Raw genomic sequence first — 1,554 nt, 5'->3', positions numbered from 1 at the left:
TACACCTATGTTGGCGGCGCTCTGGTGGCTTATGCCAACGTCGCGGGCAATGCGGGCTTGGGCCTCGGCGACCGTGTGGTCTTCACGCTGACGCTGGACAAGTCGACGGGCGAGTTCGTCTACCGCCAGTATGACCAGCTCGACCATGTCGCTGGTGGTGGCGAGAATACGGCATTGAAGGTTCCGGGTGGCTCGATCGCGGGCATCGACTTCGGTGCCGTGATCGAAGCGACGGACCGTGACGGCGATACCGTCGGTCTTGACGGCAAGATCATTGTGACTGTCGTCGACGACATGCCGGAGACGTCGATCTGGACGGACAGCACGGTTCGTGTGGACGAGACGGGCGGCAACAACGACGACAACCTGACGGACCCGGTATCGCGTTACTTCGCGTCGCAGCTGTTCACGGCCGTCGGTTCCAAGGGCAACGATCCGGACATGTCGGTTCGTTATGCCAAGGATGACGTGGTGGACTTCTCGATCGACGGCGGCGCCGACGATACGGGCTTCTTCACGGGTTCGGTGAATGGCTCGCTGACGCTGAAGATCAATGACACGGATTCCGGCCTGTTCACGACTGATGGACAGCCGATTACGCTTTCGAAGGAAGGCGAACTGGTTGTCGGCCGCATTGCAAACGGCACTGCCGCCTTTGCGATCCATATGGACAGCAGCGGCCAGGTGACGGTTGCGCAGTATCTGTCGCTGAAGCATTCGGCGACCGGCAACAACTTCGACGACAGCGTCAACCTCGGGGACAAGATCTCTGCGGTTCTGTCGGTGACCGACTACGACCAGGATACGGTGGAAAAGACGATCGCGATCGGCACCAAGATCGCGTTCGATGACGACGGCCCGTGGGTCGGTTCCAACAGCACGGTCTATGTCGAAGACGATGATCTGTCGAACGGCATCGAGGGCGGCACCAACGACGACTTTGCGCCGCAGAACGTCACCGGCGTTCTGTCGCATGACTTCGGCGCCGATGGCGGCTCGATTGCCTGGGTTGCAACGTCGACGGCGACGGCCGGCGGTGCCACTGGGTTCGCCTACGAACGGAGCGAAGACGGCACGCTGCTGATCAAGCAGAACGGCACGACTGTTATCACGGTGTCGCTCGACGCTGCGACCGGCGAATACAAGGTGACGCAGGTTGCGCCGCTGATGCATGCGAACGGCGACACCGAGAACAACCAGACGTTCACGCTGACCTACAAGGTCACCGATGGCGACAACGACAGCATCAACGGCACACTCACCATCAATGTCGATGACGACATGCCGAAGGTTGCGAACGCGGCTGTCATGGTGACGGCCGACGAAGACGATATCGCGAGTGCTCTTTCCTCGGGTAATCATCCCTACGACGGCCTCGGCGATCTTTCCGGTACGGAATGGCCGCTGGGTGCGGTTATCACGCAGGGCACAGCAGCGGATGCTGTTTCGTTCGGTGCAGATGGCGCCAAGGCTGGTGGCGGCTTCTCGTTCGCATCGGATGCGCTCTCGACGATGACGACGGTGGGTCTTTCGTCCAAGGGCGTGGGCCTGTCC

Annotated in this window: 1 protein-coding gene; it reads left to right on the top strand. The window is 61.0% G+C overall.

Translation table 11 applies throughout. The features are described 5' to 3' along the window. Positions 1-1,554, top strand: a 1,554-nt coding sequence (locus tag FAA86_RS24800) for a DUF5801 repeats-in-toxin domain-containing protein (RefSeq protein WP_205910072.1), incomplete at both ends; no start/stop codon positions are given.

Source organism: Rhizobium rosettiformans W3 (genome assembly GCF_004912135.1).
GTDB classification, from domain to species: Bacteria; Pseudomonadota; Alphaproteobacteria; order Rhizobiales; family Rhizobiaceae; genus Allorhizobium; species Allorhizobium rosettiformans.
The sequence above is the reverse complement of the archived record's forward strand: the minus strand, read 5'-3'. Positions and strand labels throughout refer to the sequence as shown.